This is a genomic window from Pseudomonas sp. G7(2022) (genome assembly GCF_052660475.1).
The window spans coordinates 1,459,397-1,485,441 of sequence record NZ_CP109659.1; the positions used below are offsets into that span (position 1 = coordinate 1,459,397).

Here is a 26,045-nt window from a genome sequence, read left to right on the forward strand (position 1 = left end):
ATGTTCAAAGGCCTGTCCCTGTTTCTGTTGCTGATCAGCTTCACGGTTCAGGCCGAACAATGGCCGGCTGACGACTGGCCGACCGGCCCGAAACTCAACGGCCCGGCCGTCGAGGCACTGGAGGCCTATGCCTTCCCGACCCGCGATGACAACACCCGCAAAGGCATCCGCACCGACGCCTTGCTGGTCATCCGCGACGGCCAGGTTATCTACGAACGCTACGCCGCCGCGACCACCGCCGACACCCCGCACCTGACCTGGTCGATCAGCAAAAGCCTGATGGCCACGGTGTTGGGCGTGGCCTACGGCGAAGGTTTGTTCAAACTCGATGACCCGGCCGCGAAATATTACCCGGTGCTGGAAAAACACCCGGCCATCACGATCAAGGATCTGCTGCACTGGGCCTCGGGCATCGACTGGCAGGAAGATTACGAATATGCCCCGCTGAAATCCTCGGTGGTGGCCATGCTCTACACCCGTGGCCACCGCGACATGGCCGCCTTCACTGCCGATCACGACAGTTACGCGCCAGCGGGTCAGGCGTTCCGCTATTCCAGTGGCGACAGCAATCTGTTGGCCGCCGCCCTGAAAACCATCGTCGACCCGCAACGTTATCCGGACTACCCGTGGACAGCGCTTTTCGATCCCTTGGGCATTCGCCACGCCACGTGGGAAACCGATGCCACGGGCACCTTCGTCGCGTCTTCCTACGCTTACCTGACGGCACGGGATCTGGCGCGAATCGGCCTGCTGATGGAACGGGACGGACGCTGGAACGACCGGCAATTGCTGCCCGGGGATTGGGTCGCTTTCAACCGCCAACCCTTTGCCGGCTACAAGGTCCATCAGGACGAAGCCGTGCCCGGCGGCCACTGGTGGCTCAATCGCCCGGCGGACGGCGCCGCCTCGCCATGGCCCGACGCACCGCCCGACACCTTCGCCGCCCTCGGCCACTGGGGCCAGGCTCTGTACGTGATCCCCAGCGAAAAACTGGTGATCGTTCGCTATGCCGATGATCGCGACGGCAGCTATAGCCACAACGAATTGCTCAAGCGTGTGCTGGGGGCGGTGCGGCCATGAAACTGTTCAGACAAATCCTGCTGGTGCTCCTGATCGTGCTGCTGGGCTGGGGCTGGCACGAGCGCGAAAACCTGTGGGCCTTCCCGGACATCATCAGCGCCTACACCGCCAAGGAATATTGTTCGTGCCGTTATGTGATGAACAACGACGCCGAATATTGCCGGGGCTACGTGAAGCAGTGGCTGCCCAGCGAACTGACCGATGACCGCACGCAAAAAATCGTCACCGCCAGCGGCCTGGGACGCCGCAACAGCGCCCAGTGGCAAGGCGAACGCCAGGGCTGTCGCCTGCAACCCTGATCCGGTTCCACCCTGTGGAACCACATTCGATTGTCCTCTCGCGTGTCTCGCGGTTATCTGGCGGTGAGCACGACCTGCCGTTGATGTGTCGTGAATTCATAGCGAACAACAAGACCGGGAAACACCCGCGCGAGGAGAACCGTCATGCCCCGACATCAGCATATTCTGGCCTGGCTCAACGACGTGGCCGGCGACCTGCACGCCACCCGCCAGGACATTCACGCTCACCCTGAACTCGGTTTCGAGGAAAGCCGCACCTCGGCGCTGGTGGCCCGGTCGCTCCAGGAGTGGGGCTATGAAGTCCACACCGGCATCGGCAAGACCGGCGTGGTCGGCGTGCTGCGCAACGGCAGCAGCACGCGCAAACTCGGGCTGCGGGCCGACATGGATGCGCTGCCGATCATCGAGAACACCGGCGTCGCCTACAGCAGCCGCCATCAAGGCTGCATGCACGCCTGTGGCCACGACGGACACACCGCGATGCTGCTCGGCGCGGCGCGTTATCTGGCCGCGACCCGCCAGTTTGACGGCACCCTGACGCTGATTTTTCAGCCCGCCGAAGAGGGGCAGGGCGGGGCCGAAGCGATGCTCGCCGACGGTCTGCTCGAACGTTTTCCGTGCGATGCGCTGTTCGGCATGCACAACATGCCGGGCCTGCCGGCGGGGCATCTGGGCTTTCGCGAAGGGCCGATGATGGCTTCGCAGGACTTGCTCACGGTGACCATCGAAGGCGTCGGCGGTCACGGTTCGATGCCGCATCTGGCCGTGGATCCGCTGGTCGCTGCGGCCAGTGTAGTGATGGCTTTGCAAACCGTGGTCGCGCGCAACATCGATGCGCAGCAGGCGGCGGTGGTGACAGTCGGCGCATTGCAGGCCGGCGAAGCGGCGAACGTGATCCCGCAACAGGCGATCCTGCGCCTGAGCCTGCGTGCGCTGAATGCCGAGGTCCGCGAACAGACCCTCCATCGCGTGCGCTCGATCATCGAGTCCCAGGCCGAAAGCTTCGGCTGCACCTCGACCCTCGAACACCGCCCGGCCTATCCGGTACTGGTCAACCACACCGCTGAAACCGAGTTCGCCCGTCAGGTCGGCGTCGAACTGGTCGGCGCCGACGCCGTGGATGGCAACACCCCGAAACTGATGGGCAGCGAAGACTTCGCCTGGATGCTCCAGCGCTGCCCCGGCGCCTACCTGTTCATCGGCAACGGCGTGGCGCGGCCGATGGTGCATAACCCGGCCTACGACTTCAACGACGACATCCTGCTGACCGGCGCGGCGTATTGGGGCGCGCTCACCGAGAGCTGGCTCAAGCCGGCCTGATTTCTTCACTTTTTGCTGCCGCTGGAACGCAGGTGCGCACGTGCCTGCGTGGTCAATCTACAGCTTCTGGAGAATCCCCATGCAGCCTTCGAACGCAGGCGTTTCGCGTACCCGGCAAGTGGTCGCCGCCGTCATCGGCAACGCCCTGGAATGGTACGACTTCATCGTTTATGGCTTTCTGGCGAGCATCATCGCCCGGCAATTTTTCCCGTCCGACGACGACTACGCTTCGCTGCTGATGGCGCTGGCGACGTTCGGCGTCGGCTTTTTCATGCGTCCGGTGGGCGGCATCCTGCTCGGCATCTACTCCGACCGCAAAGGGCGCAAGGCCGCGATGCAGATGATCATCCGCCTGATGACCGTGTCCATCGCCCTGATCGCTTTCGCACCCAACTACGCCGCTATCGGCATGGGTGCGCCTTTGCTGATTGTGGTGGCGCGGATGCTTCAGGGCTTTGCCACGGGCGGTGAATATGCGAGCGCCACGGCGTTTCTGGTGGAGAGCGCGCCGGCCCATCGCAAGGGTTTGTACGGCTCGTGGCAACTGGTCGGGCAATGCTTGGCGGTGTTCAGTGGCGCGGCGATGGTGGCGCTGGTCACGCATCTGTTTTCCCCCGAAGCGCTGGACAGTTGGGGCTGGCGGATTCCGTTCGTGCTCGGCCTGTTGATCGGCCCGGTGGGCTTGTGGATTCGCAAGCACATGGAAGAACCGGAAGAGTTTCTTGAAGCGCGCAAGAAGGCCAAAGGCGCCGCGCCCGGCCTGTGGCAAGTGCTGCGTGAACATCGCCGCAGCCTGCTGGTGTCGATGGGGCTGGCGTGTGGCGCGACGGTGTCGTTTTACGTGGTGCTGGTAAACATGCCGACCTTCGCCCACAAAAGCCTCGGCCTGCCGCTGGATCAGGTGTTGCTGGTGCAGATGCTCGCGGTGGGGCTGATGACCGTGGTGATTCCGTTCTCCGGTGCACTGTCGGATCGCCTCGGTCGGCGGCCGGTGCTGATGGCCTTCACCCTGGCATTCTTCGTCATGGTCTACCCGCTGTATATGTGGGTCGCGGCGGCGCCTTCGATCGAGCGCCTGCTGGTGATGCAACTGTTGCTGTGCACGGCGATTGGCGGGTTCTTCGGCCCGGCCCCGACCGCGCTGGCCGAGCAGTTCCCGATTGAAGTTCGCTCCACTGGCGTGTCGGTGGCCTACAACGTGGCGGTGATGGTGTTCGGTGGTTTCGCGCCGCTGATCGTCACCTGGCTGAGTAAAGTTCTGAACACCCCGGTGGCGCCGTCGTTCTATGTCTTGTTCGCTTGCCTGTTGACCCTGCTCGGTACTTACTGTTTGCAGGAGGCCCCGCGTGCGAAGAAACCCGTTGCGCTCAACCTGGGAGTGAAACCGTGAGTCCGTTAGCCATTGATCCGATTGTCGCCCTCGACGCCGATGCGCTGTCCCGGGCGATCCATGCCCGCAAGGTGTCGTGCCGCGAGGTGATGCAGGCGTATCTGACGCACATCGACCGCTTCAATCCGGCGGTCAACGCGCTGGTGTCGCTGCGCCCGCAAGACGTGCTGCTGCGCGAGGCCGATGAATGCGACCGGCAACTGGATCGCGGCGAGTCCCGAGGCTGGATGCACGGCATGCCCCAGGCGATCAAGGACCTGGCGGCCACTGCCGGATTGCGCACGACCCTCGGCTCGCCGCTGTTCGCCGAGCAAGTGCCGCAGCACGATGCGATCAGCGTGGCGCGGGTTCGCGACTGCGGGGCGATCATCATCGGCAAGAGTAATGTCCCGGAATTCGGCCTCGGCTCGCAGACCTACAACAGCGTGTTCGGTACCACCACCAACGCCTACGATCCGGGCCTGATCGCCGGCGGCAGCAGCGGCGGGGCGGCGGTGGCGCTGGCCCTGCGTCTGCTGCCGGTGGCCGACGGCAGCGACATGATGGGCTCGCTGCGCAACCCGGCGGCGTTCAACAACGTGTTCGGTTTCCGCCCGTCCCAGGGCCGTGTGCCTCACGGCCCGATGCCGGAAGTGTTCGTCCAGCAACTGGCCACCGAAGGTCCGATGGGGCGCACGGTCACCGACGTCGCACGATTGCTCTCGACCCAGGCTGGCTACGATGCGCGAGTGCCACTGTCGCTGGCCGATGAACCACGGGATTTCGGGCTGGATCTGCACCAGGACTGCAACGACCTGCGCCTCGGCTGGCTTGGCGATTACAATGGCTATCTGCCGATGGACGATGGCGTGTTGAGCCTGTGCGAATCGGCGCTGGCGGATTTCAGTGCATTGGGTTGCCACGTCGAGGCCTGCCAGCCGGACTTTTCCATGGAACGCCTGTGGCAAACCTGGCTCACGCACCGGCATTTTCTGGTGCAGGGCAGCCTCGGCGCCGCCTATGCCGACCCGCAAAAACGGACGTTGCTCAAACCCGAAGCGCAATGGGAAATCGAAGGCGGTTTGCGTCTGACCGCTGCCGAGGTCTATCAGGCATCGGTCGCTCGCAGCGAGTGGTATCGCGCCGTGAGCGAGTTGTTCGAGCGTTACGATTTCCTGCTGTTGCCCACCGCCCAGGTGTTCCCTTTTGATGCACGGCAACTGTGGCCGCGAGTCGTCGGCGGGCAGACCATGGACACCTATCACCGCTGGATGGAAGTGGTGATCGGCCCGACCCTGGCGGGGCTGCCGAGCATCAGCGTGCCGGTGGGTTTCAACCCGGCCGGGCTGCCGATGGGCCTGCAAATCATCGGCCCGGCCCGGGCGGATCGGGCGGTGCTGCAACTGGCCTATGCTCATGAGCAACTGACCCGCTGGGTCGAGCGGCGACCGCCGGCATGCCTGCAATCGGCCTGAGCGGCCCGCATCTTGCTGGGCGAAGTGATCTTTGATCCGCATCCATGGAGGTCGAACATATGGGCAGCAAGGCAGACACCGGCAGCGTGCGCTCGGTCGAACGGGCGCTGGCCATCGTCGAATTGCTCGGCGAGCATCAGGCGTTGGGGCTGGAGGAATTGCATTACCTGACGACCCTGCCCAAGGCCACGGTGTCTCGGATGCTCGCGACCTTGCAGGAGCAGGGCTGGATCTATCGTGGCCTCAGCGACCGCCGCTACCGCTTGTGCGCCAAACGGCTGTTCGGTGATCGTCAGCAACGTTTCAAGCGTCATTTGGTGGAAAGTGCGGCGCCGATGCTGCTGGAGCTGAGCGAGCGCACCGGACTGGTGGCGGATCTGTCGTGCTTCGACGGCGAACGGGTTGAAGTGATGGAAAGTGCGATCCCGCAGGTGTTGCGCAAGCGCTATCCAACCAACTGCCAGATCGTCGGCCATCACGCGAGCCTGTTTCATTCGGCAATGGGCCGGGCGCGCCTCGGCGAACTCGACAGCCAGGACGTGAAACGTCTGGCCGAGCGCGAACGGTTGGCGGATGACGGTGTATTGCAGGCCACCGAACAAGCTTTGCATCAGGGCTTTGGCCAGCGCACCGAAGGTTACTGGGAGTATCCGGTGCGCCTGCCGTTCCTGATTCGTGCGGTGGCGTTGCCGATCCGTGCGCAAGGGCGGCTGGTCGGCAGCATGGCGCTGCACTGGCCGATGGATCAGGCGCCGGTGGAGCGGGTGCTGAGCCTGCACCTCAACAGCCTCGCATCGACTATCGGCGAGGTGCAGCAGGCGTTGGCCTGAGCGTTTGCAGAGACTGACAGCTTGCAATAACGCCACGGCCAGTTAAGGTTCGTGCAGGTTTATCGGCCCCACGAGTCTTCAATGTTCAACCGTACTCTGTGCAACGCCTTCGCCGGCCTGCTGCTGGGCGCCGCCGCGCTGCCGGCCCAGGCCAACTGGTATCTGGACGGCGAGTCGTCGCGGCTGTCGTTCGTCAGCACGAAAAACACCAATATTTCTGAAGTGCAGCGCTTTCTGGTGCTGCATGGCAAGGTCGATCCCGATGGCCGCGCCGAAGTCGAGGTCGAACTGGACTCGATCAACAGCGGCATCCCGCTGCGCGATGAGCGCATGCGCAAGGAACTGTTCCAGATCGAGCAATTCCCCGAAGCGACCATCACCACCCAGATCGACCTGCGCCCGATCAATGATCTGGCCCCCGGGGCGCAGCTTGAATTGCGCCTGCCGCTGACCGTCAACCTGCACGGCAAACAGCATGAATACCCCGCCGAACTGCTCGCCACTCGGCTTGATGACCGACGCTTTCAAGTGGTGACGCTGGAACCATTGGTGATCAGCGCCGAGGATTTCGATCTGCTGCCGGGCCTGGAAACCTTGCGCAACATGGCCGGCCTGTCGGCCATCAGTCTGTCGGTGCCGGTGGGTGCGGTGCTGATCTTCACGGCGCGCTGACATGCGCGGCGCAGTGTTCCCGTGGCGTGACGGCAACCGCTTCGAACTGTTGATCGACGGCCCGCAGTTCTTTCCGCGCATGCTTGAGGAAATCGCCCGCGCCTGTGAGCAGATCGAACTGGAGCTTTATCTGGTGGAGGCGGGTGCCTGCGCCGAAGCCGTGGTTCAGGCGCTGGTGCTGGCGGCCGAGCGGGGCGTGCGGGTGCGTTGCCTGTTCGATGATTACGGCAGCCTCGCCTTCACCCTCACGTTGCGCCGGCGGCTGACCGGTGCCGGGGTCGAATTGCGTTTTTACAATCGGCTGAACTGGCGGCGCTGGGTCGGCAATTTCTATCGCGATCATCGCAAGCTGTTGCTGGTCGACCAGCGTCTGGCGGTGGTCGGCGGCACCGGGGTCACCGATGAGTTCTGGACGCCGGGCCACGACACCAGCGAATGGCACGAGGTCATGGTGCAGATCACAGGCCCCTTGGTGCTCGACTGGCAATTGCTGTTCGACCGCCAATGGATCGCCAACCGCCATCGCCGGGCCTGGCGGCCCAACGCGCATTTCGGCCTACCGCGATTGCCCCGAGTGCCGGACACGGGCGAGGGCATGGGCCGCGTGGCTTATGCCGATGCTCGCCAGCATCGCGACATTCTGCAATCGCTGTTCCGCGCCCTGAACAGCGGCCAGAGGCGTATCTGGCTGGCCACGCCGTACTTCCTGCCGACCTGGAAAATCCGCCGCTCCCTGCGCAAGGCCGCCGCCCGCGGGCTCGATGTGCGCCTGCTGCTGACCGGGCCGCGCACCGATCACCCGTCGGTGCGTTACGCGGGGCATCGTTACTACCCGCGCCTGCTCAAGGCCGGGGTGAAAATCTTCGAATACCAGCCGTGTTTCCTGCACCTGAAAATGGTGCTGGTGGACGATTGGGTGAGCATCGGTTCGTGCAATTTCGATCACTGGAACCTGCGCTTCAACCTTGAAGCGAATCTGGAAGCGCTGGATCCGTCACTGACGGCAGCGGTGGTGGCGAGTTTCGAGAAAGACTTCGGCCTGAGTCAGCAGGTGAGCCTGGAGGAATGGCAGCGCCGGCCGCTGTGGCGGCGGGTGAAGCAGCGGATCTGGGGCTGGGTGGATCGGGTGGTGGTCAACCTGCTCGACAGACGCGGCTAGTCGTTACACCTCAAAACCAAATGTGGGAGCGAGCCTGCTCGCGATAGAGGTCCGACAGACAACATAGATATTGAATGTCATGGCCTCATCGTCGGATCGCCGCCCGGAGCAGGCTCGCTCCCACAGGTTTTTGCAGTGTGAAAACTGTTACAGCAATTCAAAGCTCTGCTGCGTCACGTCCTGGGAATCCAGGCCGATCTGCACGTTGAACTTGCCAGGCTCGGCCGCGTACTTGAGCTGGGCGTTGTAGAACTTCAGGTCATCTTCGGTGATGGTGAAGTGCACGACCTTCTGCTCGCCCGCCTTGAGCATGATCTTCTGGAAGTTCTTCAGCTCCTTGACCGGACGGATCATCGAACCGGTGACGTCCTGGATGTACAACTGCACCACGGTTTCGCCGTCACGCTTGCCGGTGTTTTTCACTGTGACGCTGGCGTCGAGCTTGCCGGTGGCGTTCAGGGTGGTCGACGACAGCGCCATGTCACTCAAGCTGAAATCGGTGTAGCTCAGGCCGAAACCAAACGGAAACAGCGGCCCGGTCGTGTCATCGAAATACTGCGAGGTGTAGTTGCCCGGTTTGCCCGGCGTGAACGGCCGGCCAATGCTCAGGTGGTTGTAGTAGGTCGGGATCTGGCCCACGGAGCGCGGGAAGGTCACCGGCAGCTTGCCCGACGGGTTGTAGTCGCCGAACAGCACGTCGGCGATGGCGTTGCCGCCCTCGGTGCCGCTGAACCAGGTTTCCAGAATCGCGTCGGCCTGTTCTTTCTCTTCGAGGATGGTCAGCGGACGGCCGTTCATCAGCACCAGCACCAACGGCTTGCCGGTGGCTTTCAGGGCACGGATCAGCTCACGCTGGTTCTCCGGGATGTTCAGGTCGGTGCGGCTCGACGATTCGTGGGACATGCCACGGGACTCGCCCACGGCCGCGACGACCACGTCAGCGTCTTTGGCGGCTTTCACCGCTTCGTCGATCAACACATTGGCCGGACGCGGGTCATCGACCACTTCCGGGGCGTCGAAGTTGAGGAAGTTCAGGTAGTCGAGAACCTTCTTGTCGCTGGTGATGTTGGCGCCACGGGCGTAGATCAGGTTCGCCTTGTCGCCGATTACATTGCTCATGCCGTCAAACAGGGTCACCGACTGCGCCGGACGACCGGCGGCGGCCCAACTGCCCATCATGTCGATCGGGGCCTTGGCCAGCGGGCCGACCAGCGCGACTTTCGCGGCTTTCTTCAGTGGCAGGGTTTCGTTCTGGTTTTTCAGCAGCACCAGGCTGCGGCGGGCCACTTCACGGGCGTCGGCGCGGTGCAGGCGACTGTCGGCGTAGGTGTCCGCCGGATCGTCTTCGGCCTTGCCGATGCGCAGGTACGGATCCTTGAACAGGCCCATGTCGTACTTGGCGGCGAGGACTTCACGCACGGCGTTGTCGATGTCCTTCTGTTCGATCTCGCCGGACTTGAGCAGCCCCGGCAGCTCTTTGCCGTACAGGGTGTCGTTCATGCTCATGTCGATGCCGGCCTTGATTGCCAGCTTCGCCGCTTCGCGACCGTCGCGGGCCACGCCGTGCTTGATCAGCTCGAAGATCGCGCCGTGGTCGCTGACCGCCAGGCCCTTGAAGCCCCAGTCCTTGCGCAGCAGGTCATTCATCAGCCAGGTGTTGGCGGTGGCCGGGATGCCGTTGATCGAGTTCAGCGCGACCATCACGCCGCCGGCGCCGGCATCGATTGCCGCGCGATACGGTGGCAGGTAGTCCTGGTACATCTTCACCGGGCTCATGTCGACGGTGTTGTAGTCGCGACCGCCCTCGACCGCGCCGTACAGGGCGAAGTGCTTGACGCTGGCCATGATGCTGTCGGCTGCGCTCGGCGTGTCGCCCTGATAGGCCTTGACCATCACTTTGGCGATGCGCGAAGTCAGGTAGGTGTCTTCACCGAAGCCTTCGGAGCTGCGGCCCCAGCGCGGGTCGCGGGAGATGTCGACCATCGGCGCGAAGGTGATGTCGAGGCTGTCGGATGCCGCCTCTTTGGCGGCGATGCGCCCGGACTGGCCGATGGCGTCCATGTCCCAGCTCGACGCCAGGGCCAGCGGAATCGGGAAAATCGTACGGTGACCGTGGATCACGTCGTACGCGAAAAACATCGGAATCTTCAGGCGACTGCGCATCGCCGCGTCCTGCATCGGACGGTTTTCCGGGCGGGTGATCGAGTTGAACGTACCGCCGATGTTGCCGGCGGCGATCTCTTTGCGGATCAGCTCGCGGGGCATTTCCGGGCCGATGCTGATCAGGCGCAACTGGCCGATCTTCTCGTCGAGGGTCATTTGTTTCATCAGGTTACTGATGAACGCGTCCTTGTTTTCCAGGGGGACCGGGGTCGTGGCGGCCAGTACCTGATGACTGGCCAGGCTGACGAACAGGCCCAGCAAACACAGCTTCTTCATGAATAGTTTTCTCAAGGGCCTAAACGGCGTTACAACACCGGCCAGCCAAAATTTAGGGAGCGACTATTGTTGTTCGGGTGCTGATTCAGAAAACGACAGCCGAATGTACGTCGAAAGTTTCGGCGACGTGATCGCGCAGGGCCTCTTTTTAGCCCATCGGCCCGCCGCAATCCAGTGGCGCGGGCGATTATGCCGTAACCGCCGGCTGAGAATGTTTCGCGATTCATTATTCATGAAATGTGCAAGGGAGCACCCGTCCGATGAATGTCAGTCCTGTCTACCGCTCGCGTTTGCAGGTCGCCACCCTGCTGATGCTGGCCACGTTGTTGACCGCTTGCGGCATCAACAACATTCCGACCCTCGACGAACAGGCCAAGGCCGCGTGGGGTCAGGTGCAGAATCAGTATCAGCGCCGCGCCGACCTGATCCCCAACCTGGTGGAAACCGTGAGGGGCTATGCCAAACACGAGGAGGCCACGCTGACGGCGGTGGTCGAGGCCCGGGCCAAGGCAACGTCGATCCAGGTCGATGCCAGCACCCTCGACAACCCGGAAAAACTCAAGCAGTTCCAGCAGGCTCAGGATCAACTGACCGGTGCGTTGAGCCGGTTGATGGTGGTGTCCGAACGCTACCCGGACCTCAAGGCCAACCAGAACTTCCTCGCCCTGCAATCGCAACTCGAAGGCACGGAAAACCGCATCGCCGTGGCCCGTCGGGATTTCATCCTGGCGGTGCAGAAGTACAACACCGAAATCCGCACCTTTCCCGGTCGCCTCTGGCACAGCGTGATGTACAGCGACCTGCCGATCCGCGAGACCTTCGAAGCCACCAGCCCCGGCGCGGACAAGGCCCCGGAAGTGAAGTTCTGAGCCGGGGATGCCCATGCGTGTGCTGAAAATGGGCCTGGTGCTGATGCTGTGGCTGTTCGCCGTCAGCGCCCGGGCCGAGTTGACCTTCCCGGCGCTGACCGGGCGGGTGGTGGACGACGCGCAGATGATCGAGCCGTCGGTACGTGCGCAATTGAGCCAGCAGTTGCAGGCTCACGAACAGGCGACCGGCGAGCAGCTTGTGGTTGTGACGTTGCCGAACCTGCAAGGCGCCACCATCGAGGATTATGGCGTCGAACTCGGCCGGCACTGGGGCATCGGCCAGAAGGACAAGAACAACGGTGCCCTGTTGATCGTCGCCCGGGACGAGCGCAAATTGCGCATCGAAGTCGGCTACGGGCTGGAGGATCGCCTGACTGACGCGCAGAGTTCGGTGATCATTCATCAGGTCATCACGCCGTCGTTCAAGGCCGGCAATTACAGCAAGGGCATCAGCGACGGCGTGGCGGCGATGCTGGTGGTGCTGGGCGGCAATCCGCTGGACGAACCTTCCACGGTGTATGAATCGGCCGGCGATCCCGCGGACGATTTCGTCTCGCGGCACCCGGCATTGTTCGTATTTCTGGTGATGTTGTTCATCCTGACTGTTTTTGTCTGCCAGATGCTCGGTATCCTTCCCGCCGGCCGGGGCGGTTCCGGAGGAGGGGGCGGCTTCGGTGGTGGTGGTTTTGGCGGCGGCGGTGGAGGCGGGGGCTTCAGCGGCGGCGGTGGCAGTTTCGGCGGGGGCGGTTCCTCCGGCGGCTGGTGATAACAATAATGAGCAGGCACAACACGACATGGCATTACTGACTGAACACGAACAACGCAAGGTCGCCGAGGCCATCGCCCGGGTCGAGCGCGACACCGACGCCGAACTGGTGACGGTGCTCGCGGCCCGCGCCGACGACTACGCGTACATCCCGTTGCTGTGGGCCAGCCTGCTGGCGCTCGTGGTGCCGGGGATCGTGCATTACCTGACCGGCTGGCTGACGATGCACAGCCTGTTGCTGGTGCAGTGGGTCAGTTTTGTCGTGCTGTGCCTGGTGTTTCGTTTGCCCAAGGTCACCACTCATCTGGTCCCGCGCCACGTCCGGCACTGGCGCGCCTCGAACCTGGCGCGGCGGCAGTTTCTCGAACAGAACCTGCACCACACGGTGGGCAGCACCGGCATGCTGATTTTTGTCTGCGAGGCGGAGCGGTATGTGGAAATTCTGGTGGATGAAGGGATTTCCAAAAAACTGGATAACAAGAGCTGGGACTCGATTGTCGCGGTGTTTACCGAGCAGGTGCGTCAGGGGCAGACGTTGCAGGGTTTTGTCACTTGCATCGAGGCGTGCGGCGAGTTGCTCAAGGTGCATGTGCCGGTGACGCAGGTGAGGAATGAGTTGCCGAATCGGTTGGTGGTGTTGGGGTAGTTTCGGCAGTGTTGTAAGACTTGATATCGCAGCCCTCACCCCAGCCCTCCCGAAACGTCGGACCGCCCGGGGGGAGAGGGAGCCGATTGGGGGATATTGAGGAGATACACCGACTTGAACGATTGGCTTTGAATCCATAATCGACTCGATATTTCAGGTCGATGGATAGCGAAAGACATCTCGGTCGGCTCCCTCTCCCTCCGGGAGAGGGCTGGGGTGAGGGCCGCTTTTAAAAGCCGTTCGGTAAATAAGAGCGTGTCCCCAATCCCCATCCCCCCTAAACTAGCGTCCATTCCCGATTTGCCCGTCCGAGGCCGCTTTTTCCCATGTCCGTTACCGCTCCCTCCGCATCTGCCAAACCGGCGCCCGATCACCACGCCCGGTTCATCGAGTTGCTGCAAACCAGCCTCGAACAGAACGGCTTCATCAAACTGGTGCTGGCCAAGTACGTCGGCGAAGAAGCGGACCTGCAGCGGATCATCATCAAACCGGTGACGGTCAAGGCGCAGCCGTGCCTGTCGTTCGTCTATCGCTACAAGACCCGCGACATCACCAAGAATCTGCCGCTGTACGAAGCAGTGGCGACGATTGCCGGGCTGCTGCCGGCGGCGTTCAAAAATGCGCATTTGCTGGCGTTGACTGACGAAGCCCAGCTCGAATACAGCAAAAAGGGCAAGAGCTCGCTGTTCATGAGCAAGCCCCAGCAATTGCGTGAAGTGCCGTCTGCCGAGCATAACCGCGAGAAAAACCGCTTCCTCGATCTGAACCGGCCGTTCCTCAAGGATCTGGGTGTGACCAACGCGCAACACGAGCTGATTCCGGCGATGTCGCGCAAGTGGAAGCAGATCAACAAGTTCATCGAAGTCTTCAGCCATGCTTTGACTTCGTCACCGCTGGCTCTCGACAAACCGGTGCGGGTGGCGGATTTCGGTTCGGGCAAGGGTTACCTGACGTTCGCCATTCATGACTATTTGCGCAACACGTTGAAGGCCGAGGGCGAAGTCACCGGCGTCGAGCTGCGTGAAGAAATGGTCAACCTGTGCAACACCGCCGCGCAGAAGCTCGAACACCCGGGGCTGGTGTTCAAGTGCGGTGATGTGCGCAGTGTGGCGCCGAGCGAGCTGGACGTGATGATCGCCCTGCATGCCTGCGACATCGCCACCGATTATGCGATCCACACCGGCATCCGCTCCGGTGCCTCGATCATCATGTGCTCGCCGTGTTGCCACAAACAGATCCGCCTGCAGATCCAGAGCCCGGCGCTGCTCAAACCGATGCTGCAGTACGGTTTGCATCTGGGCCAGCAGGCGGAAATGGTCACCGACAGTTTGCGTGCGCTGTTCCTCGAAGCCTGCGGTTACGAGACCAAGGTGTTCGAGTTCATCTCCCTGGACCACACCAACAAGAACAAGATGATCCTCGCCGTGAAGCGCGCCGAGCCGGTGGACCCGACTCAACTGCTGGTGAAGATCCAGGAATTGAAAGCGTTCTACCAGATCAGCGAGCACTGCCTCGAAACCCTGCTGCTCGCTGACGGCCTGCTGAAGCTCAAGGCTTGAGCTGAACCCCGGCGGGTAACGTGCCCGGTTGAGCCGGGCGCACCGCGGTCTTGCGCCCGAGCATCACCGTCGCGATCACCCCGCAGGCGAACAGCCAGGTGATTGGTTCCACGTGTTCGCCGAAGAACAGCGCGGAAAACGCGATGGTGAAGAAGATCTGCAACAACTGGATCTGACTGACCCGGGCAATGCCCCCCATGGCCAGCCCGGCGTACCAGGCGAAAAAGCCCAGGAACTGCGAAAACAGCGCGACGTAACCGAAGGCCCACCAGGTTTTCGCCGACACCGCGCCCTGATGCTGCAACGCCAGGTACAGCACCGGGCCGATCAGCAGCGGCGTCGACAGCACCAGCGCCCAGCAGATCACCTGCCAGCCGCCCATCTCCCGGGCCAGACGCCCGCCCTCGGCATAACCCAGACCGCCTACCGCGATCGCACCCAACATCAGCAAATCACCGGCCTGAATGCTGCCGGCGCCGGTATACAACGCATAGCCCAGCACCAGCGCACTGCCCAGCGCGGCACAGGCCCAGAAGGCTTTCGACGGACGTTCATGGGACAGCCACGCGGCATACAGCGCCACGCACAGCGGCTGCAAACCGTTGACCAGCGCGCCGTGGGACGCCGGCAAGGTCTGCATGGCCCAGGCCGACAGCACCGGAAAACCGAGAATCACCCCGGCGATCACCAAACTCAGGCCTTTGACCTGCTTCCAGGTCGGCCACTTTTCCCGTCGCCACAACAGCAGCGCCGCTGCCGGAATCGCCGCGAACAACGCACGGCCCAGGCCATTGAGCAGCGGGTGCAGTTCCTGCACCACGATGCGGGTGAAGGGCAGGGTAAGGCTGAAAATCACCACGCCGAGCAGACCGAGGGCCATGCCGGTGTTTTCGCGCGAAGACATGAGGGCAACCAGATTCGAGGGTGGCAGGGAGATTCATTCATCTAGCCACAAACCACGGCAATCGGGCTGTTACAGCTGAGAGCAGAGTTATCCATACAGTTTGCGAACGCCATCGCGGTCCTTGGACTATTTTGAATACTCCTGTGCATTCACCAGAGGAGCCCTGCCCATGGCCGCGAAAAAGATTCTGATGCTGGTTGGCGATTACGTCGAAGACTACGAAGTGATGGTGCCGTTCCAGGCCCTGCAAATGGTCGGGCACACCGTCCACGCCGTTTGCCCGGACAAAGCCGCCGGCAAGACGGTGCGCACCGCAATTCATGACTTTGAAGGCGACCAGACCTACAGCGAGAAGCCCGGTCACCAGTTTGCCCTGAACTTTGATTTCGCCAAGGTCGATGCCAAGGACTACGACGCCCTGCTGGTACCCGGTGGCCGTGCGCCGGAATACCTGCGGCTGAACGAAAAAGTCCTGGAACTGGTGAGGGCTTTCGACAAGGCCGGCAAGCCGATTGCTGCCGTCTGTCACGGTGCGCAGCTGCTGGCGGCGGCGGGGATTCTCGAGGGACGCGAGTGCAGCGCCTATCCGGCCTGTGCCCCGGAAGTGCGTCTGGCCGGTGGCACCTACATCGACATCCCGGTCACGGACGGCCATGTCCAGGGCAATCTGGCCACGGCTCCCGCCTGGCCGGCGCACCCGAACTGGCTGGCCGGTTTCCTGGGGTTGCTTGGAACCAAAATCACCCTGTGACACATCGATAAGGAGAAACAGCATGTCCGGATGGTATGAGTTGAGCAAAAGCAGCAACGGCCAGTACAAGTTCGTGCTGAAAGCGGCGAATGCCGAAACCATTCTGACCAGCGAGCTGTACACCACCCGCACGGCCGCCGACAACGGCATCGCTTCGGTGCAGGTCAACAGCCCGCTGGACGAGCGCTACGAGAAGAAATCGACGAAGGACGGGCATCCGTATTTCAACCTCAAGGCTGCCAATCACCAGGTCATCGGCAGCAGCGAGTCCTACTCGTCCGACGCGGCGTGTGCCAAAGGCATCGCCGCCGTGAAGGCCAATGGGCCGACCAAGGTGATCAAGGATAAAACCCTGCCGGTGCTTTGAATCCAGCTCAAAACCCTGTGAGAGCGAGCTTGCTCCCACAGGGTTGGTGTGTACGTTGAACTCAGCTCAGGGTTTTGAGAATGGCCTGCAACTGATTGCGCCCGGCCTCGCTCAGCGGGAACACCGGCAACCGCGGATCGCCGACTTCCAGATCGGTCAGTCGCAGCCCGGCCTTGATCGTCGCCGGCAAGCCGCCCTTGAGGATGAAGTCCAGCAGCGGTAACTGGCGGTAGAACAGCTCACGCGCCTTGCCCAGATTCCCCGCCAGCGTGGCTTCGTACAAATCCAGGTTGAGTTGCGCAATCAGGTTCGGCGCCGCCGTGCACCAGCCTTTCGCCCCGGCGGCGAACGCTTCCAGCGCCAGCGGATTGCAGCCGTTGTAGAACGGCACCCGGCCTTCGCCGAGCAGTTGCAGCTTGTGCATACGCTGGATGTCGCCGGTGCTCTCCTTGACCATGGTCACGTTTTCCACGCCGTTGACGATGCGCAGGATCAGCTCCACCGACATGTCGGTGCCGCTGGTGGCCGGGTTGTTGTAGAGCATGATCGGCACGCCGATGTTGTCGCCGATGGCGCGGTAGTGGGCGAGGATTTCCGCCTCGGTGAGTTTCCAGTAGGACGCCGGCAGCACCATCACCACATCGGCGCCGTGAGCTTCGGCAAAGCGTGCGCGACGCACCGCTTTGGCGGTGGTCAGGTCGGATACGCTGACCACGGTCGGCACCCGTTTGGCCACGTGTTTGATGCTGAACTCGGCGACCTGGTCCCACTCCGCATCGCTCAGGTAAGCGCCTTCGCCGGTGCTGCCCAGTGGCGCGATGGCGTGGACGCCGCCGGCGATCAGACGGTCGATGGAGCGGCCGAGGGCCGGCAGGTCAACGCCTTCGCCGTTGGCGCCGAACGGGGTGATGGTGTAGCCGATGATGCCGTGAATGTTGGACATGTGAGTGCTCCGCAAGGATGAGGTGTTCAGTTCAGGCAATCGGCGTGCTGACGCAGGTTCTGCCGGGCGTAGTAGTTGAATGCAGCGGCGTGGCGTTTGGGTTTCGAGACCCAGTCATGGGCCTCGCGACCCAGCTCGGGGATGATCGGCTTGATCGTCCCGGCAGCCATCGCCAGCAATTGCAGCTTGGCGGCGCGCTCGATCAGTTGCGCGATGACACAGGCTTCCTCGATGGTTGTGCCGGTGGACAGCTGCCCGTGGTGGGAAAGCAGGATCGCCCGTTTGTCGCCCAACGCACCGGCAATCAACTCGCCTTCTTCGTTGCCCACCGGCACACCCGGCCAGCCTTCAAGGAACGCGCAATCGTCGTACAGCGGGCACAGGTCCATGTGGGAAATCTGCAGCGGCACTTCCAGCATCGACAGCGCGGCAATGTGCGTCGGGTGAGTGTGAATGATGCAGTTCACGTCCGGCCGGGCGCGGTACACCCAGCTGTGGAAACGGTTGGCCGGGTTGGCCATGCCGTGGCCTTCGAGCACTTCCAGGTCTTCGTTGACCAAAAGCAGATTGCTCGCGGTGATTTCGTCGAAGCCCAGGCCCAGTTGCTGCGTGTAGTAAGTGCCCGGCTGCGGGCCACGGGCGGTGATTTGCCCGGCGAGGCCCGAATCGTGGCCGTTCTCGAACAGGATCCGGCAGGTCAGGGCCAGCTTTTGCCGGTCTGTCCACGTATTATCCGCCAGGGTTTTTTGCATCTGGGTCAGCGCTTGCTTGACCAGTTGGTCTTTGGGTAGTGCTAATGTCTTGGCCATATCCGTGTCCTGTGGTGGTTGCCATGGATGACACTCGAGAGGCTATATGACACTTTGTGTCATTGGCAAGGACAAATCGTCTTTCCTTTGCTGGATTAATCGCTTCGCATGTCTATCCGTTTGAAATTATTGAGAAAAAAACTTGGCGTAACCCTTGAGGCGCTGGCCGAGAAATCCGGCATGACCAAGAGTTATCTGTCGAAGGTCGAGCGCGGGTTGAACACGCCGTCGATTGCCGCCGCGCTGAAACTGGCCAAGGCGCTGAACGTGAAGGTCGAAGAGCTGTTCTCCGAAGACAACGTCAGCCTCGACAGCTACAGCCTGGTGCGCAGCCACGAACGTCAGTCCCTGGCGGCCAACGATCACAGCCCGGGTTACGCGGTGCTGGCCCATCAGGTCAGCGAACGCAGCCTGCTGCCGTTCATCATCTATCCGCCGACTGAATTCACCGACAAGACCTTCAAGGAACACTTGGGCGAGGAGTTTTTGTTCGTTCACGAAGGCCGGGTCGAAGTGGACTTCATGAACGAACGGGTGTTGCTGGAGCGGGGGGACGCGCTGCACTTCAATGCGCAGAAACCGCACCGGATCCGCTCGGTGGGCGAGGAGCAGGCGCAGTTACTGGTGGTGGTGCACAGCCGCGAGGAGTGATCAGACCTCGACCGGCACCGACAGCTTTGGATTGCCCAACGCATGGCTCTTCGAGTCATAGAACCGCAATCGGGCGCCCGTGCCCTCGAACACCTTCGCGTAGTGGCGCTTCTGGTGCTGGATGAACGCCGCGCTGCGCGGGTAGATCGAGATCGCCACGGTCTTCGGTTTCGCCAGCCGCAGCGCCCGGACTACGTGCGCATCCTGCTCGCCCAGGGCATGGCCGAAGATGCACAGACTGTCGCCGTGCGCGAGCAGTTGGTCGTAGCAGAACGACAGGTAATCGGAACTGCGGATGGTCTTGAGCTTGTCCGCGCTCGGCCCTTCGTTGACGAACAGTGGCACGTCATCGAGGGTCTTGATCGTGTTGTTGATCGCGAAACTGCCCAGCAGCGTGCCCTCGGTGGCGGTCAGTTTGCGGGCGGTGCCGTCCTGGTTGCGTACCAGATGCAGGCCGCCGTGCAGGTACAGCAAACGTGGTTTTTCAGTGCTGCTTTCGCACAGATCGAAGCTGGCGTCGGGGCCGTTGAACAGGTCGTCGATGGCCTCGCCCTGGTGTTGCAGGGCCCAGTAGTTGAGCAGGTCGTAATTGGTGGTGAACACCGTGCGGTAACTCGCCAGTTCGCGGTTAAGAATGCTCAGGGTCGAGGCTTCGACCAGTCGCCACGGAATATGCAAATCGTGGACGGCGTTGATCAGCGCCTCCTTGATCGCGTAGTAGCGATTGCGCGGCGCGGCCGAGCTGACGGCCAGTGCCTTGTTGACCCGGCTGGTGGTTTTCAGCGCGCCGAGCACCTGCTCGAAGCTGCGCGTGTGCAGGGCGTCGAACACGCTCAGTTCCGACGGGCTCAACGGTTTTTCTTCCACCGTGCGGGCGTTTTCGAACAGCGAGTCGTAGCCGAAATCGTCCCACACCGCGCGACTGGCGCCGTTGCCCAGCAGCAGGCCACTGAAGTCGGTGGTGGCGCGCAACGCGTTCCAGTCTTCGAGTGTGGCGTCGACATCCAGAAAATCGGTCATTGCAGGGCACGTCTCAAAACAAAGGGGCAGATGGACGGCGACTTTATCACGAGCGGGCATTGAGCCAGATCAACATCCGCCGTGACCGATCAGTCGATCCTTTGCGCACCCGCCGAATTGCAAGCGTCGATTCGGCCCCAGTCAGGAGACGCGCCATGAGCAGCACCTTTTTCATTCCCGCGGTCAACATCATGGGCAGCGGCTGCCTTGATGAAGCCATGAATGCGATCCGCAACTACGGTTTTCGCAAGGCGCTGATCGTCACCGACGCCGGTCTGGCCAAGGCCGGTGTGGCGACGATGATTGCCGAGAAACTGGCGATGCAGGACATCGATTCGGTGATCTTCGACGGCGCCAAGCCCAACCCGAGCACCGCCAACGTCGAGTCAGGCCTGGCGCTGCTCAAGGAGAGTCGTTGCGACTTCGTCGTCTCCCTCGGCGGTGGCTCGCCCCACGACTGCGCCAAAGGCATCGCCTTGTGCGCCACCAACGGCGGGCAGATCCGCGACTACGAAGGTGTCGATCAATCGACCAAGCCGCAACTGCCGCTGATCGCCATCAACACCACCGCCGGCACCGCCAGCGAAATGACCCGGTTCTGCATCATCACCGACGAAACCCGCCACGTGAAAATGGCCATCGTCGACCGCAACGTCACGCCGCTGCTGTCGGTCAACGACCCGGCGCTGATGGTCGCCATGCCGAAAAGCCTGACCGCCGCCACCGGCATGGACGCACTGACCCATGCGATCGAAGCCTACGTGTCCACCGCTGCCAATCCGATCACCGACGCCTGCGCGCTGAAAGCGATGACCCTGATCAGCAACAACCTGCGTTTGGCGGTACGCGACGGCAGTGACCTGGCCGCACGGGAAAACATGGCGTATGCGCAGTTCCTCGCGGGCATGGCGTTCAACAATGCGTCCCTCGGCTACGTGCATGCGATGGCGCACCAGTTGGGCGGTTTCTACGATTTGCCTCACGGGGTGTGCAACGCGGTGTTGTTGCCCCATGTGCAGACGTTCAACGCATTGGTCTGCGCCGATCGCCTCACCGATGTGGCCCACGCCATGGGTGCCGACATTCGCGGCTTCAGTCCGGAGGAGGGCGCGCAGGCGGCGATTGCCGCGATCCGTTGTCTGGCCAAAGACGTCGACATCCCCGGTGGCTTGCGTGACCTTGGTGCCAAGTGCACCGACATCCCGGTACTCGCGGCCAACGCCCTGAAAGACGCCTGCGGTTTCACCAACCCACGGGCGGCGGATCAACGGCAGATCGAAGAGATTTTCCGCAGCGCGTTTTAAGCGGACTGACGATCGGGCGTGAACCTCGTGCAGAGCACCACGCCCAACGCCAGGACGCAGCACAGCAGCGCCAACGGCCACGGTCGAGCAGGTAGCAAGCAGGATGAGTCTGGGGTTCATGAGTCGTCCGTGAAGGTTCAGCGGTGGCGATGGCCGCTGTGAGTCAGTAACAGTCCGGTGATCAAATCACAGAAGTGATGGATCAGTGTCGATGCCATGTCGGCGCGCAGGGTCACGCGGATCGCGGCCTTGCCTTGGGCCACTACCGGGAAAAACACCGCGCTGGTGAAAAAGCCGTGTTCGGCCAGTTCAATGGCGATTCGATTGGCCAGAGCGGCCTCGCCGCAGTTGATCAGGCGGATGGCCATGGGACTGCCGTGCTGTTCGGTGCTCAAGAGGCTGTCGAACAGGCGAATATTGGCCTGGAGCCGAACCTGCAAGGCGCGCAGTTCGGCACTGCGATGCAACTGGATCGACGCAAGGCCCGCGCCGATGGCCGCGCAATTGAGGCTTTGCGACCAGTTGCTCGGCCCGCCGTAACGCTGGATCAACTTCCTCTGCCGCTCATTCCCGAGCATCACCAGACCACCGCTGGCCCCGAACGATTTGGCCAGCGAAGCGACGATCAGGCAATCCTCTTCCAGCGCCGGCATTCTTGGCCGTACAAGACCGGCGCCGTTGCTGCCGACCACCGACAGCGCGTGGGAATCATCGAGGTAAAGAAACAGGCCATAACGTTCCTTCAGGTACAGCAGACCGTCCAGATTGGCCACGCCGCCCATGCTGTAGGCCCCGTCGGCTATGTAGGCGACGGCGGTATGACGCTGGCACACCGATTCGAGAAAATCCATGTCGTTGTGGGGGCAGGTCAATACCTGGGTTTCGTCGGCGCAACTGGCTTTCAAGTGATTCATCGAATAATGCGCCAGGCGATCGAACACCATCACCGGCGGGCGGTTCTGGGTGAATACGCCGCTGGCCAGCAATGGCAGGATTCCGGCACTCGCGGCGCTGCAGGACAGACTGCTCAGGCACACAGCGCCGAACAGTTCCGACAGTTCGCTTTCGTACTGATCGAGCAGCGCCAGCTTGCAGCGGTTCTTCGAGTTGGCAACGCGCAGCGTGCCGGTTTCACGCAGCGCTGTGATAGCCCCCTCAAGCAGCGCGGGATGGTGATCGAGGCCCAGATAGGACGTGGTGCAAAAGTGATGGAGAGAGCGCCCGTGCTGATCGAGCCAGTGATTACAGCCTTTGACCTCGACGTTGAGGGCGGCGATTTTTCCAGCCTCCGCAGCCTCCCAATCGTGGTCTGCCAAAGCGATGACTTTGCGGTAATTGGAGAAAGTGTTGGCGGATTCCGACAGGTGATTCACAGGCAGCTCTCCTTGAGCAGGGCAATCCATGGGGTGTTGCAAATTGTGTGTGTTGCCAGACTTTACAGAGAGCCAGGCCAGGCCAGAATCGGATCCCTCCGCAAGTACTGAGCGATTTTGGAGTTTTGCTCGTAGGGCGCTACCGGAAAAGTTTGTAAGGCAATTGAGTGTCTGTCCGAAGAGCAATCCCGGCTATTCTGCCGACACAAACGACCCACGTTATCGAGCTTGCCATGCTGCAAAAAAGCCTGATCCGCCGCCTCGACCTGATCACCCTGCAACTGTTCGTCGCCGTCCACGAGGAAGGCACGCTGACCCGTGCCGCCTCCCGCGAGGCGATTGCCGTGTCGGCGGCGAGCAAGCGCTTGATGGAGCTGGAGGAAGCACTGGGCATCAGCCTGTTCGTGCGTCAGGCCAAAGGCATGACCCTGACCCCGGCCGGCGAAACCCTGTTGCACCACGCCCGGCAGATGTTGTTCAACGTCGAGAAAATGGGCCTTGAACTGGGCGAGCACAGCCACGGCGTGCGCGGCTATGTGCGGATGCTGGCGAACCTGTCGGCGATCATTCAGTTTCTCCCCGAAGACCTGCGCGATTTCGCCGCGCAACAGCCGCAGGTCAAGACCGACCTTGAGGAACGGCCCAGCGCCGGTGTGGTTCAGGGCGTGCTCGATGGCGTGGCGGATCTGGGCATCTGTTCCAGCGACAGCGACATCAAAGGCCTGCACAGCGTGCGCTATCGCCGCGACAAACTGGTGGTGGTGATGCTGCCCGAACATCCGTTGGCCGTGCGTGAATCCGTGGCCTTCAGCGAAACCCTCGACAGCGATTACGTCGGCCTGCACGCCGCCAGTTCGATCAACATGCGTACCCATGCCGCTGCGCGGCAGGCCGGCAAGGTATTGCGCATCCGCATTCATGTACCGGGCTTCGATGCGGTGTGCCGGATGGTCCAGGCCAACATGGGTATCGGCATCCTGCCGCAGCGCGCTTATGAGTTATTCGGTCGGGCGCTGGGGCTGCACGCGGTGCCGCTGACCGATGGCTGGTCGGATCGCGACCTGATCGTGGTGGTGCGTGACGAGGCCGGGTTGTCGCCGGTGAGCCGGATCCTGTTCGAACATCTGCGCACGGGCAGCTGAGCGTTCGCGTTTGGCGAACGCCCGTTGCCGAGTGACGGCTGGATTGCAGCCATGACGTTCCTCTAGCCTTGGCAGCAATTCCAAGAACAAGAGGTCCCCGCGATGACTGCCCCCTTGAGTGCAATCAAAGTGATCGAAATCGGCACCCTGATCGCCGCGCCGTTTGCCGCGCGCATGCTCGCCGAGTTCGGCGCCGAAGTGATCAAGATCGAAGCCATGGGGCAGGGCGACCCGCTGCGCAAATGGCGCAAGCTGCACGAAGGGACGTCGCTGTGGTGGTACCTGCAGTCGCGCAACAAGAAATCCCTGGCGCTCAATCTGAAGTCCGCCGAAGGCATCGAGCTGGTCAAGCAACTGGCGTGCGATGCCGACGTGATCATCGAAAACCTGCGTCCCGGCGCCCTGGAAAAACTCGGCCTGGGCTGGGACGTGCTGCACGCGCTCAACCCCAATCTGACCCTGGTGCGCATTTCCGGCTACGGCCAGACCGGCCCTTACCGTGACCGCCCCGGTTTCGGTGCGATCGGCGAGGCCATGGGCGGCATTCGCTACACCACCGGCACCCCCGGTTCGCCCCCGGCGCGGGTCGGCGTCAGCCTCGGCGACTCACTGGCTTCGCTGCACGCGGTGATCGGTGCACTGATGTCGCTGCTGCGGGTCAAGACCGGGCAGGGCGGCGGGCAGATTGTCGATGTGTCGCTGGCCGAAAGCGTGTTCAACGTCATGGAAAGCCTGGTGCCGGAATACGACATGCTCGGCCATGTCCGCGAACGCAGCGGCGGCGCGTTGCCGGGCATCGCACCCTCCAACACCTACCTCACGGCCGATGGCGCCTACGTGGTGATCGCCGGCAACAGCGACCCGATCTACAAGCGCCTGATGCAGGTCATCGGTCGGGATGATCTGGCCGAAGCCGAAGAGTTCGCCCACAACGACGGTCGTGCCGCGAAGAGTGGACTGCTCGATGCCGCCATCACCCACTGGACCAGCAGCCTGCCGATCCATGACGTACTGGCCGCACTGGAAGCCGCCGAAGTGCCGGCCGGCCGCATCTACTCGGTAGCCGACATCGTTGCCGATCCGCACTATCAGGCCCGGGACATGTTGCTCGACGCCGCGTTGCCCGGCGGGGCGACGGTGAAGATGCCGGGCATCGTGCCCAAACTCTCGGAGACCCCCGGCGGGGTGAACTGGTCGGGCCCCGGCCTCGGCCAGCACACCGATACCATCCTCGCCGGTCTGGGCCTGACCGCTTCGGACATCGAACGCCTGAAAAGCCAGGGGGTGGTGCAATGATCAGCGATTACTCGCAGACCCTGATCGTCCAGGAAGTCTCGCCCCGGGACGGCCTGCAAATCGAGCCGACCTGGGTCGAGACCGAAGACAAGATCGCCCTGATCGATCAACTGTCCCGGGCCGGATTCAGCCGCATCGAGGCCGGCTCGTTCGTCTCGCCGAAAGCGATCCCGGCCCTGCGCGATGGTGAGCAGGTGTTCAAGGGCATCCAGCGTCAGCCGGGGGTGATGTACGTCGCGCTGATTCCCAACCTCAAGGGTGCGCAACGGGCACTGGAGGCTGGCGCCGATGAACTGAACCTGGTGATGTCCGCCAGCCAGACCCACAACCTGGCGAACATGCGCATGCGGTGCGAAGCCTCGCTGGCGGCGTTCGGCGAGATCGTGACCTTTGCCAGCGGCTCGGGCGTACGGCTCAACGGCAGCATCGCGACGACGTTTGGTTGCCCGTTCGAGGGCGGGATCGACGAAGACCGCGTGCTGCAAATCGTCGAGGCCTATCAAGAACTCGGTATTCAGGGCATCACCCTGGCCGACACCACCGGCATGGCCAATCCGCGACAGGTCGACCGACTGGTGCGACGGGTGTTGCAGCGGGTTTCGGCGGCGGATCTGACCCTGCACTTTCACAACACCCGAGGCCTGGGATTGTGCAATGTGCTGGCGGCTTACGAAGCGGGCGCCCGGCGTTTCGACGCGGCGCTGGGCGGGCTAGGTGGCTGTCCGTTCGCGCCCGGCGCATCGGGCAACATCTGCACCGAAGACCTGGTGAACCTCTGCGACGAAGTCGGCATTCGCACCGGCATCGATCTGCCGTTGCTGCTGAAACTGTCCCGTGGACTGCCCGCGCTGCTGGGTCATGAAGTGCCCGGTCAACTGGCCAAGGCCGGACGCAATTGCGATCTGCACCCGATTCCCGGCTGATTTCACACGCTCACTGACAACCCCCGAACCAGACAACAAAAACAATCGGACGCCCACCGGCAGTCCGCCTGGAGAAAAA

At 62.5% G+C, this 26,045-nt stretch carries 25 protein-coding genes; 19 read left to right on the forward strand and 6 right to left on the reverse strand.

Annotated elements, in window-relative coordinates; genetic code table 11:
* The 8 genes from NE357_RS06570 (at window position 1) to NE357_RS06605 (ending at window position 8,204) form a co-directional block, all read left to right on the forward strand.
* Entirely contained in the window at window positions 1–1,080 is a 1,080-nt protein-coding gene (locus tag NE357_RS06570; protein ID WP_169429195.1) for a serine hydrolase domain-containing protein, read from the forward strand.
* Window positions 1,077–1,379, forward strand: coding sequence for an amidase (locus tag NE357_RS06575; RefSeq protein ID WP_169429196.1), 303 nt, complete (start codon window positions 1,077–1,079; stop codon window positions 1,377–1,379). Before NE357_RS06570 ends, NE357_RS06575 begins: the two co-directional genes overlap by 4 nt.
* A gap of 144 nt (window positions 1,380–1,523) precedes the next feature.
* Window positions 1,524–2,699 (forward strand): M20 aminoacylase family protein, encoded by a 1,176-nt coding sequence (locus NE357_RS06580; RefSeq protein ID WP_169429197.1) that lies wholly within the window; start codon window positions 1,524–1,526, stop codon window positions 2,697–2,699.
* A 79-nt stretch (window positions 2,700–2,778) separates the two neighbouring features.
* Window positions 2,779–4,089, forward strand: coding sequence for a citrate-proton symporter (locus tag NE357_RS06585; protein ID WP_169429198.1), 1,311 nt, complete (start codon window positions 2,779–2,781; stop codon window positions 4,087–4,089).
* Window positions 4,086–5,543, forward strand: a complete 1,458-nt coding sequence (locus NE357_RS06590; protein ID WP_169429199.1) for an amidase — start codon at window positions 4,086–4,088, stop codon at window positions 5,541–5,543. Before NE357_RS06585 ends, NE357_RS06590 begins: the two co-directional genes overlap by 4 nt.
* A 59-nt stretch (window positions 5,544–5,602) precedes the next feature.
* Entirely contained in the window at window positions 5,603–6,373 is a 771-nt protein-coding gene (locus NE357_RS06595) for an IclR family transcriptional regulator (RefSeq protein WP_169429200.1), read from the forward strand.
* An 81-nt stretch (window positions 6,374–6,454) separates the two neighbouring features.
* Complete coding sequence (locus NE357_RS06600; protein WP_169429201.1) at window positions 6,455–7,045, forward strand: YceI family protein; 591 nt, start codon at window positions 6,455–6,457, stop codon at window positions 7,043–7,045.
* Window position 7,046: 1 nt separating this feature from the next.
* A complete protein-coding gene (locus NE357_RS06605) occupies window positions 7,047–8,204 on the forward strand; it encodes a phospholipase D-like domain-containing protein (RefSeq protein WP_169429202.1) in 1,158 nt (385 codons plus the stop codon).
* A gap of 147 nt (window positions 8,205–8,351) precedes the next feature.
* Here NE357_RS06605 and bglX read toward each other — a convergent pair whose 3' ends face one another.
* Window positions 8,352–10,643, reverse strand: a complete 2,292-nt coding sequence (gene bglX, locus NE357_RS06610) for a beta-glucosidase BglX (protein WP_169429203.1) — start codon at window positions 10,641–10,643, stop codon at window positions 8,352–8,354.
* Between the two features lie 260 nt (window positions 10,644–10,903).
* Here bglX and NE357_RS06615 point away from each other — a divergent pair, with 260 nt between their 5' ends.
* The 4 genes from NE357_RS06615 (at window position 10,904) to NE357_RS06630 (ending at window position 14,483) form a co-directional block, all read left to right on the forward strand.
* Window positions 10,904–11,512: a LemA family protein gene (locus NE357_RS06615; RefSeq protein ID WP_169429204.1), complete on the forward strand. Its 609-nt coding sequence runs from the start codon at window positions 10,904–10,906 to the stop codon at window positions 11,510–11,512.
* Window positions 11,513–11,525: 13 nt separating this feature from the next.
* Window positions 11,526–12,278, forward strand: coding sequence for a TPM domain-containing protein (locus NE357_RS06620; protein WP_169429205.1), 753 nt, complete (start codon window positions 11,526–11,528; stop codon window positions 12,276–12,278).
* Between the two features lie 28 nt (window positions 12,279–12,306).
* Window positions 12,307–12,924, forward strand: a complete 618-nt coding sequence (locus NE357_RS06625) for a TPM domain-containing protein (protein ID WP_169429206.1) — start codon at window positions 12,307–12,309, stop codon at window positions 12,922–12,924.
* Window positions 12,925–13,250: 326 nt separating this feature from the next.
* Window positions 13,251–14,483: a class I SAM-dependent methyltransferase gene (locus tag NE357_RS06630; protein ID WP_169429207.1), complete on the forward strand. Its 1,233-nt coding sequence runs from the start codon at window positions 13,251–13,253 to the stop codon at window positions 14,481–14,483.
* Here NE357_RS06630 and NE357_RS06635 read toward each other — a convergent pair.
* A complete protein-coding gene (locus NE357_RS06635) occupies window positions 14,473–15,387 on the reverse strand; it encodes a DMT family transporter (protein ID WP_064383007.1) in 915 nt (304 codons plus the stop codon). The genes NE357_RS06630 and NE357_RS06635 overlap by 11 nt on opposite strands.
* A gap of 169 nt (window positions 15,388–15,556) precedes the next feature.
* Here NE357_RS06635 and NE357_RS06640 point away from each other — a divergent pair, with 169 nt between their 5' ends.
* Complete coding sequence (locus tag NE357_RS06640) at window positions 15,557–16,138, forward strand: DJ-1/PfpI family protein (protein ID WP_085605454.1); 582 nt, start codon at window positions 15,557–15,559, stop codon at window positions 16,136–16,138.
* 22 nt (window positions 16,139–16,160) lie between these two features.
* The gene (locus tag NE357_RS06645) at window positions 16,161–16,505 is read left to right on the forward strand and encodes a YegP family protein (RefSeq protein WP_169429208.1); all 345 of its coding nucleotides are present in this window, start codon (window positions 16,161–16,163) and stop codon (window positions 16,503–16,505) included.
* 61 nt (window positions 16,506–16,566) lie between these two features.
* Here the strand turns inward: NE357_RS06645 and NE357_RS06650 are convergent, their stop codons facing one another.
* Window positions 16,567–17,448, reverse strand: coding sequence for a dihydrodipicolinate synthase family protein (locus NE357_RS06650; RefSeq protein ID WP_169429209.1), 882 nt, complete (start codon window positions 17,446–17,448; stop codon window positions 16,567–16,569).
* 26 nt (window positions 17,449–17,474) lie between these two features.
* Window positions 17,475–18,257 (reverse strand): aldolase, encoded by a 783-nt coding sequence (locus NE357_RS06655; RefSeq protein WP_169429210.1) that lies wholly within the window; start codon window positions 18,255–18,257, stop codon window positions 17,475–17,477.
* A gap of 108 nt (window positions 18,258–18,365) precedes the next feature.
* Here NE357_RS06655 and NE357_RS06660 point away from each other — a divergent pair, with 108 nt between their 5' ends.
* Window positions 18,366–18,908: a helix-turn-helix domain-containing protein gene (locus NE357_RS06660; RefSeq protein ID WP_169429211.1), complete on the forward strand. Its 543-nt coding sequence runs from the start codon at window positions 18,366–18,368 to the stop codon at window positions 18,906–18,908.
* Here NE357_RS06660 and NE357_RS06665 read toward each other — a convergent pair whose 3' ends face one another.
* Window positions 18,909–19,928, reverse strand: coding sequence for a DUF4917 family protein (locus NE357_RS06665; protein WP_169429212.1), 1,020 nt, complete (start codon window positions 19,926–19,928; stop codon window positions 18,909–18,911).
* Between the two features lie 155 nt (window positions 19,929–20,083).
* Here NE357_RS06665 and yiaY point away from each other — a divergent pair, with 155 nt between their 5' ends.
* Window positions 20,084–21,232, forward strand: a complete 1,149-nt coding sequence (gene yiaY / locus NE357_RS06670) for an L-threonine dehydrogenase (RefSeq protein ID WP_169429213.1) — start codon at window positions 20,084–20,086, stop codon at window positions 21,230–21,232.
* A gap of 137 nt (window positions 21,233–21,369) precedes the next feature.
* Here the strand turns inward: yiaY and NE357_RS06675 are convergent, their stop codons facing one another.
* Window positions 21,370–22,605, reverse strand: a complete 1,236-nt coding sequence (locus NE357_RS06675) for an aminotransferase class I/II-fold pyridoxal phosphate-dependent enzyme (protein ID WP_169429214.1) — start codon at window positions 22,603–22,605, stop codon at window positions 21,370–21,372.
* A 233-nt stretch (window positions 22,606–22,838) separates the two neighbouring features.
* Here NE357_RS06675 and NE357_RS06680 point away from each other — a divergent pair, with 233 nt between their 5' ends.
* From NE357_RS06680 to NE357_RS06690, 3 genes are all read left to right on the forward strand, one after another.
* Window positions 22,839–23,747, forward strand: coding sequence for a LysR family transcriptional regulator (locus NE357_RS06680; RefSeq protein WP_169429215.1), 909 nt, complete (start codon window positions 22,839–22,841; stop codon window positions 23,745–23,747).
* Window positions 23,748–23,849: 102 nt separating this feature from the next.
* Window positions 23,850–25,043 (forward strand): CaiB/BaiF CoA transferase family protein, encoded by a 1,194-nt coding sequence (locus tag NE357_RS06685; protein ID WP_169429216.1) that lies wholly within the window; start codon window positions 23,850–23,852, stop codon window positions 25,041–25,043.
* Window positions 25,040–25,966 (forward strand): hydroxymethylglutaryl-CoA lyase, encoded by a 927-nt coding sequence (locus NE357_RS06690; RefSeq protein WP_169429217.1) that lies wholly within the window; start codon window positions 25,040–25,042, stop codon window positions 25,964–25,966. Before NE357_RS06685 ends, NE357_RS06690 begins: the two co-directional genes overlap by 4 nt.
* The last annotated feature ends 79 nt before the right edge of the window (window positions 25,967–26,045 follow it).

Coding starts and splice junctions, on each gene's coding strand:
- NE357_RS06570 (WP_169429195.1), top strand. CDS start 1: ATGTTCAAAGGCCTGTCCCTGTTTCTGTTGCTGATCAGCTTCACGGTT.
- NE357_RS06575 (WP_169429196.1), top strand. CDS start 1,077: ATGAAACTGTTCAGACAAATCCTGCTGGTGCTCCTGATCGTGCTGCTG.
- NE357_RS06580 (WP_169429197.1), top strand. CDS start 1,524: ATGCCCCGACATCAGCATATTCTGGCCTGGCTCAACGACGTGGCCGGC.
- NE357_RS06585 (WP_169429198.1), top strand. CDS start 2,779: ATGCAGCCTTCGAACGCAGGCGTTTCGCGTACCCGGCAAGTGGTCGCC.
- NE357_RS06595 (WP_169429200.1), top strand. CDS start 5,603: ATGGGCAGCAAGGCAGACACCGGCAGCGTGCGCTCGGTCGAACGGGCG.
- NE357_RS06600 (WP_169429201.1), top strand. CDS start 6,455: ATGTTCAACCGTACTCTGTGCAACGCCTTCGCCGGCCTGCTGCTGGGC.
- NE357_RS06605 (WP_169429202.1), top strand. CDS start 7,047: ATGCGCGGCGCAGTGTTCCCGTGGCGTGACGGCAACCGCTTCGAACTG.
- bglX (WP_169429203.1), bottom strand. CDS start 10,643: ATGAAGAAGCTGTGTTTGCTGGGCCTGTTCGTCAGCCTGGCCAGTCAT.
- NE357_RS06615 (WP_169429204.1), top strand. CDS start 10,904: ATGAATGTCAGTCCTGTCTACCGCTCGCGTTTGCAGGTCGCCACCCTG.
- NE357_RS06620 (WP_169429205.1), top strand. CDS start 11,526: ATGCGTGTGCTGAAAATGGGCCTGGTGCTGATGCTGTGGCTGTTCGCC.
- NE357_RS06625 (WP_169429206.1), top strand. CDS start 12,307: ATGGCATTACTGACTGAACACGAACAACGCAAGGTCGCCGAGGCCATC.
- NE357_RS06630 (WP_169429207.1), top strand. CDS start 13,251: ATGTCCGTTACCGCTCCCTCCGCATCTGCCAAACCGGCGCCCGATCAC.
- NE357_RS06635 (WP_064383007.1), bottom strand. CDS start 15,387: ATGTCTTCGCGCGAAAACACCGGCATGGCCCTCGGTCTGCTCGGCGTG.
- NE357_RS06640 (WP_085605454.1), top strand. CDS start 15,557: ATGGCCGCGAAAAAGATTCTGATGCTGGTTGGCGATTACGTCGAAGAC.
- NE357_RS06645 (WP_169429208.1), top strand. CDS start 16,161: ATGTCCGGATGGTATGAGTTGAGCAAAAGCAGCAACGGCCAGTACAAG.
- NE357_RS06650 (WP_169429209.1), bottom strand. CDS start 17,448: ATGTCCAACATTCACGGCATCATCGGCTACACCATCACCCCGTTCGGC.
- NE357_RS06655 (WP_169429210.1), bottom strand. CDS start 18,257: ATGGCCAAGACATTAGCACTACCCAAAGACCAACTGGTCAAGCAAGCG.
- NE357_RS06660 (WP_169429211.1), top strand. CDS start 18,366: ATGTCTATCCGTTTGAAATTATTGAGAAAAAAACTTGGCGTAACCCTT.
- NE357_RS06665 (WP_169429212.1), bottom strand. CDS start 19,928: ATGACCGATTTTCTGGATGTCGACGCCACACTCGAAGACTGGAACGCG.
- yiaY (WP_169429213.1), top strand. CDS start 20,084: ATGAGCAGCACCTTTTTCATTCCCGCGGTCAACATCATGGGCAGCGGC.
- NE357_RS06680 (WP_169429215.1), top strand. CDS start 22,839: ATGCTGCAAAAAAGCCTGATCCGCCGCCTCGACCTGATCACCCTGCAA.
- NE357_RS06685 (WP_169429216.1), top strand. CDS start 23,850: ATGACTGCCCCCTTGAGTGCAATCAAAGTGATCGAAATCGGCACCCTG.
- NE357_RS06690 (WP_169429217.1), top strand. CDS start 25,040: ATGATCAGCGATTACTCGCAGACCCTGATCGTCCAGGAAGTCTCGCCC.